At 44.1% G+C, this 6,341-nt stretch carries 5 protein-coding genes; 3 read left to right on the forward strand and 2 right to left on the reverse strand.

Annotated elements, in window-relative coordinates; all coding sequences use genetic code 11:
- Nucleotides 1–265 precede the first annotated feature (265 nt).
- A complete protein-coding gene (locus tag QUA83_RS29750) occupies nt 266–1,930 on the forward strand; it encodes an NB-ARC domain-containing protein (protein WP_333297776.1) in 1,665 nt (554 codons plus the stop codon).
- A 67-nt stretch (nt 1,931–1,997) separates the two neighbouring features.
- Here QUA83_RS29750 and QUA83_RS29755 read toward each other — a convergent pair whose 3' ends face one another.
- Nucleotides 1,998–3,728, reverse strand: coding sequence for an NAD(P)H-quinone oxidoreductase subunit 4 (locus QUA83_RS29755; RefSeq protein WP_333297778.1), 1,731 nt, complete (start codon nt 3,726–3,728; stop codon nt 1,998–2,000).
- A gap of 409 nt (nt 3,729–4,137) precedes the next feature.
- Between QUA83_RS29755 and QUA83_RS29760 the strand changes: the two genes are divergently transcribed.
- Nucleotides 4,138–4,755 (forward strand): IS607 family transposase, encoded by a 618-nt coding sequence (locus QUA83_RS29760; RefSeq protein ID WP_333297780.1) that lies wholly within the window; start codon nt 4,138–4,140, stop codon nt 4,753–4,755.
- 9 nt (nt 4,756–4,764) lie between these two features.
- Nucleotides 4,765–5,841, forward strand: a complete 1,077-nt coding sequence (locus QUA83_RS29765) for an RNA-guided endonuclease TnpB family protein (protein WP_333297779.1) — start codon at nt 4,765–4,767, stop codon at nt 5,839–5,841.
- 65 nt (nt 5,842–5,906) lie between these two features.
- On the opposite strand, the gene QUA83_RS29770 is transcribed toward QUA83_RS29765, so the two are convergent.
- Nucleotides 5,907–6,260 (reverse strand): hypothetical protein, encoded by a 354-nt coding sequence (locus QUA83_RS29770; RefSeq protein WP_445301828.1) that lies wholly within the window; start codon nt 6,258–6,260, stop codon nt 5,907–5,909.
- Between the last annotated feature and the right edge of the window lie 81 nt (nt 6,261–6,341).

Raw genomic sequence — 6,341 nt, forward strand, 5'->3', positions numbered from 1 at the left:
AAATGCTAAAACTTCGTTGTGCTTACCTCAACGATCTCTTGGCCATTTGAGGCTTTTGCAAAACCGGGATGCTCCCCTTGGGATCTTGCTTAGAGTTGCATCTTTTTAAACTGGTATCACAATCGATAAATGGGTATAAATATCTAAAACTGCCCAAACAACAAAAAGCAAGCTGAACGTTGGTAGATTCGATTCAATTGCTCGCCCGCGAGAACTCACACAATATAATAGAAGATAGATTTTTAGTATAGGCGAGATTCCTACCTTGACTACTCCGATTCCTCAAAACTTTGTGCAAACGATCGCCAAACAACGCGGTGTCACAGATGCCGAGTTAGAAACTGTGTTTATGGCTCTCGACGGTCAATCTACGGCGACGATCGCCACAAAGCTTGGCATTAGCGACATCGCCGTTCGCAAAAGACTCGGCGAAGTTTACAAAAAGTTTCAGATCGGGGGGAACGGCCCTGGAAAGCTTTCGGAATTGAGGCATCAGTTGCTGTTTTCATACCACATCGATCAGGGAACGAGCGATTTTAGTGGAGGTAAAGGCTCTCTATTGAAGATGGCCATCGGACACCGACAGGAAGATTGGGGCCAAGCACCGGATGTTTCGGTTTTTTACGGACGGAGTGAAGAATTAACTACTTTAAAGCAGTGGATTGTATCAGATAATTGTCGCCTGGTAGCGCTGCTTGGTTTGGCTGGTAGCGGCAAAACAACTCTGTCGGTGCAGTTGGCAAAACAGATACAGAATGAGTTTGATTTTGTGATTTGGCGATCGCTGCGATCGACACCCGCACCATCCGACTTCCTAGGAAGCTTAATTCAACTTTTTTCTAACCCACAAAAACCAGATGTGCCGTTAGCGGAGCCCGCCCCTACGGGGGCTACGCCAACGAAGAGGATCGACCTCAACAGCAAAATTTCGCGATTGGTCGAGTATCTGCGAAAACACCGCTGTCTGGTAATTTTAGATGATTTTGAAGCAGTTCTCAGACCCGAAGAATTAGCCGGCCACTACCGCGAAGGTTACGAAGGATATCGAGATTTAATCGTGCGGCTGTGTGAGGTCAATCACAATAGCTGTTTACTGCTAGTTAGTTCGGAAGAACCTACGGAACTGGCTTTGCTGGCGGGAGAAAAAGTGCGGTCTTTAAAACCTGCTATTTCCGAGGAAATAGCGCGGGAAATTTTCCAAGAAAAAGGTTTGTCGCCTCAAGCTCAAGAGTTAGAAATCTTGTTATCTCGGTACGGAGGCAATCTGCTAGCCTTAAAGATTGTAGCGACAACAATTAACGAGTTTTTTGAGGGAAATGTTTTAAAGCTTTTGGAAGCAACGGCTTTATTTATTGAAGAACATATCAGCAATTTGCTGGCGCAGCAGTTCGATCGAATGTCGAGTTCTGAACAAGAGATTGCCTACTGGATTGCTATTGCTCAAATCCCGATTTCCCTGGCGACTTTGCGAGAGCAGATGTTGGTCAATTCATCGCTTTCGGATTTGCTGAAAAATCTCGATTCTCTGGGTCGTCGCTCGCTGATTGACAAAATTAGTGAGGGCGGGGAAACTGTTTTTATGCTTCAGCCTTTGATTGTGCAATATGTGACCGACAGATTAGTCGATCAGATTCGAGCGGAGGTTTTGGAGACGGTTAAGACCCAAGGAATAGAAAGAATGGGACTGTTGAAAACTCACAAATTGATCATCAATATTGCTAAACGGAAAGGGGATAAAGGCGAGCGAAGTAGCTCTATTTTAGCATTAGTAAAAAATCGGTTGCAAGTGTTGTTTGTGAAAAAGACAGGCTCTGAAGAACCGCTAAATATCTTGAAGAAAGTTACCTCTGATATGGAGGATAAATCGATTCTTGAGGTGGGATATGCTAGGGAGAATCTGGCCCAGATTATTTCTGAAATTCAGCGATAAAAAAAAAGCGATCGCCCTTTGACAAAAGCGATCGCCCAATTTTCAACACAAACAGAGTGCGATAAAATTATTTGACAATGCCAAAAAGCGATGCAGATTCAGACCCTGTAATTTTGTCCAAAGCAGGCGATTTTTGAGCTTGAGCAATTTTGGGAACCAAAAGTTGATTCGCATAAATCCGAGGATTTTGTTGAGCAATTTGGATGTAAGATTGGCGGACTTCTGCGTTGACTGCGACTGTCTTGGCATCGTAGACTTGCATCGCCATGTTGGGATAAAAACCAATGCCGACAATCGGTATCAAAAAGCAAAATGCGATCGCCACTTCCCGAGGTTTAGCATCAATAAACGGTGCATCACCAGGCAAAACGCAACTATTACCAAAACAAACCGCTTCATCCAGATTGTTTCTCTGATTCTGCAAATTTAGATCCTCAAGGTCGCAAGCCGCTAGTCTCCCACAGTTGTAAAATAACTGTCGCAGCATCGAGAGCAAATAAATCGGCGTCAAAATCAGTCCTACTGCCGCCAGGAACACTGTCACCGCGCGGAAAGAACCGCTGTACATATCGCTAGTGGCGACGCCCATAAACACTGACAATTCGCTAGCAAAACCGCTCATTCCGGGGAGTGCCAAAGATGCCATCGCGCCTGCGGTAAACAAAGCAAACACTTTCGGCATGACTTTTCCAATCTCGCCCATCTCGTCCATGATCATTGTATGGGTGCGATCGTAAGTAACGCCAGCCAGGAAAAACAATACTGAGGCGATTAAACCGTGGGAAATCATTTGCAACAGCGCCCCGTTGATTCCCAAATCCGTGAAGGAAGCAATACCCAACAACACAAATCCCATGTGAGAAATCGACGAATTCGCTAAGCGGCGCTTCATGTTCGATTGACCGAAGGAATTCAGCGCGCCGTAGATAATATTGACTACGCCGAGCACCGCCATAATCGGTGCAAAGTAAACGTGTGCTTGGGGAAGAAGTTCCAAATTCAGCCGAATCAGTCCGTATCCGCCCATTTTCAGCAATACGCCGGCCAGAATCATCGACACGGGAGAAGATGCTTCACCGTGGGCATCAGGTAGCCAAGTGTGGAAGGGGAAAATCGCCAGTTTCACACCGAAGGCAATTAACAATCCCGCATAAAGGAATAATTCTAAACCTAGGGGGTAGTCTTTCAAGCCGAGTTCTACCATGTCGAAGGTGGGGGTGCCTCCGCCGTAGAATGCCATTGCTAAGGCAGCTATCAAAATAAAGATGGAAGCGCCTGCGGTGTAAATCAAGAATTTGGTAGCTGCGTAGCGACGGTTTTGTCCGCCCCAAATCGAGATTAGCAGGTACACCGGAATTAGTTCTAGTTCCCAGACAATGAACAGCAGCATGATGTCTTGGGCGACGAAAACTCCTATCTGCGCGGAGTACATCACCAGCATTAGGAAGTAGAAGAGTCGTGGCTTGCGATCGACTTCCCAGGCTGCAAAAATAGATAGAGTCGTCACCAATCCCGCCAACAGTACCAACGGCACTGAGAGTCCGTCAACCGAAACAGACCAGTTGAGACCTAAAGAAGGTATCCAGGAATATTGCTCTACGATTTGGAAAGTAGAGATGCTTGGATCGTAATGAGTCCAAAACACCCAGCACATTAATACAAAATCTGCAATACCTACGCCTAGGGCATACCAGCGAATGGTTTTGCCGTCTGTATCCGGCAGAAAAGGGATGGCGAGGGAAGCTAGCAGGGGTAGGATGACAATTGCGGTCAGCCAAGGAAATTGATCCGCTACCATAGTGAGAATAAATACTTAGTTGGAAGTTACCCAAATTATAATACTAAATTTAATTAAAACTTAAGATTTATTCATAAATATTTTTTATATCCAGACAAATGCGGATAAAAATATCACGAATTGCTACACACGTCAAGGGTTATTCGATTTTTGATTTTCGATTCAGGACTTACGAACAAAAAAATATAGCGTTTTGTAGGGGCAATCTGCCTGTGGTTGCGTCTATTCTGGTAGATACTTGGGTGAAAGTGGAGTTTTTCATAGGGCGGAGTTGCTCTGACTGATAGTTCTCCTCCCTCTGCTTCCGAGAGCTAGTACCTAGATAGCAAATAAGTAGACAGAATGGTACAGTTGTAGACAAAACTACGGTGTACCATTTTGTTTAAACTCGCGCGTTTTTGCAAAAAAGCTGGGATTGTCAGTAAAAACACTCCAGCGTTGGGATGTCTCAGGGAAGCTACCGGCCAAGCGCACCCTATCAGGTCATCGGTTTTACACAGAAGACGATCTCTTGATAGCTAACGGATTGAAGCCCATAGAAGCCAAACGAAAAATCGTAGTTTACTGTCGAGTTTCATCCAGCGGGCAAAAGCCAGAACTCAAAAACCAGATGCTAGCAATGGAAGCCTTCTGCCTAGGTCGAGGGCTAAGCGTTGATGACTGGATATCGGAAATTGGCGGTGGACTAAACTTTAAGAGAAAAAAGTTTCTAGCAATTATGCTGTCAATGCTTAAGGGTGAAATATCAATAATCGTAATTGCACACAAAGATAGGATGTGCAGATTTGCCTTTGAATTCATCCAAGAACTTGCCGTATCAGTCGGATGTGAAATTATAGTCGCCAACCAAGAATCACTGTCTCCTCAACATGAATTAGTAGAAGACCTGATGGCAATAATTCACTGTTTCTCCTGTCGGTTATACGGTCTACGAAATTACTCCAAGGAAATCAAAGAAAATTTAAAAAATGCTATTGACAAACCTGTACAGGACGTGGCAGAGTTAAACAAAAAAATCCAGTGTTGAGGTCGAACAATGCTTCTATCCATCAAAACAAAGTTAAAGCTAAACAAAAGTCAATCAACAGTTATGAGTAAACACGCTGGCATAGCGAGGTTTACTTATAATTGGGGACTGGCTACTTGGAACAATCTTTATCAAGATGGATTGAAGCCCAACAAATACCTGCTCAAGAAATTCTTCAACAATCATGTAAAACCTGAGTTCACTTGGATTAAAGAAACGGGAATATGTCAGAAGATTACCCAATATGCTTTTGACCATCTTGGAGATGCGTTCTCTAGATTTTTCTCAAAAAAAGGTGGGTATCCTAAGTTTAAAAAGAAGGGGTATCACGATTCCTTTACGATTGATGCTGGCGGTAAACCTATCCCGGTAGGTGGTACGTCTATAAAGTTACCGACAATCGGCTGGATAAAAACCCACGAAGGATTGCCTCATACAACTTGCAAGTCAATTACCATTTCGCGCACTGCCGATAGTTGGTTTATCGCTTTTGCCTACGAACAAAGTCCTGAGCCGACCATCAAAACTCATAAGGTTGTAGGAGTAGATTTGGGAGTGAAAGAGTTGGCTATGCTTTCAACTGGCGTAGTATTTCCGAACCCAAAGCACTACAAAGCGCATCTCGCAAAACTTAAGAGATTGTCAAGAGTCTTAGCGAGAAAGGTGAAAGATTCCAATAATAGATATAAAGCCAAAATTGAACTAGCAAAGCATCATGCAAAAATAGCAAACCTCAGAAAAAATACTCTACATCAAATCACTACTTACTTATGCAAAAACCACGCAACGATAGTAGTAGAAGATTTGAAGGTCGGTGGAATGCTAAAGAATCACAAACTAGCTCAGGTAATAACTGATTGTGGATTCCATGAATTCAAGCGCCAGTTAGAATACAAAGCTAAAAAGTTTGGCTGTGAGATCGTCGTTGCCGACCGCTGGTTCCCATCAAGCAAGACCTGTTCAAATTGCGGACTAATCCAAGGTATGCCGTTAAAAGAAAGGACTTATAACTGTGAAAGTTGCGGTCATTCGATAGACAGGGATTTGAATGCAGCAATAAATTTATCACGGTTGGCTAAACCGTGAAAGCTTACTGAGGGATAGCCGCTCCCATGCCCCCGATGAAGTAAGAAGCAAATGTCTAGACTTGTCTAGTATTTGTATAGCAGAAACTCCATCACGATCGCCACATTAGCACCATCAGTATGAGGAGTATAACTACGGCGAATTACCCCATCTGCTAGAGGATGCACTTGGGGCACATAAAACCAGTCTGGAGCTTTGACAACAATCTTTTTATTGACTGTGGCGACTAACCCCAAATTAGAGGCAATCAGCATTTCTGGCTGGATACATCCTGCGGCTCCCAGTGCATCGGTGAGACCAGCAGCGAGAGAAGGTTGTTGAATATTTTCCACCGGATCGTCGGGTAATACGAAGTTAGCTGGTAGGGGTTCCCAGGTGATGGTTGGTTTGGCTTTGATAGACGGGGCTTCGAGTACCATTGTATTGGGTGCATCTCAGTTTGGCAAATACATCAAATTGAAAGTTGACCATTGAGATAAGCACAGCGAAGAGCAAGGATA

The organism is Microcoleus sp. K1-B1 (genome assembly GCF_036704705.1).
In the GTDB taxonomy this organism is placed as follows: Bacteria; Cyanobacteriota; Cyanobacteriia; order Cyanobacteriales; family Microcoleaceae; genus Microcoleus.

What these genes read in the sequence shown, in the direction of transcription:
- QUA83_RS29755 (WP_333297778.1), bottom strand. Translation starts at nt 3,728, where the DNA reads ATGGTAGCGGATCAATTTCCTTGGCTGACCGCAATTGTCATCCTACCC.
- QUA83_RS29765 (WP_333297779.1), top strand. Translation starts at nt 4,765, where the DNA reads ATGCTTCTATCCATCAAAACAAAGTTAAAGCTAAACAAAAGTCAATCA.
- QUA83_RS29770 (WP_445301828.1), bottom strand. Translation starts at nt 6,260, where the DNA reads ATGGTACTCGAAGCCCCGTCTATCAAAGCCAAACCAACCATCACCTGG.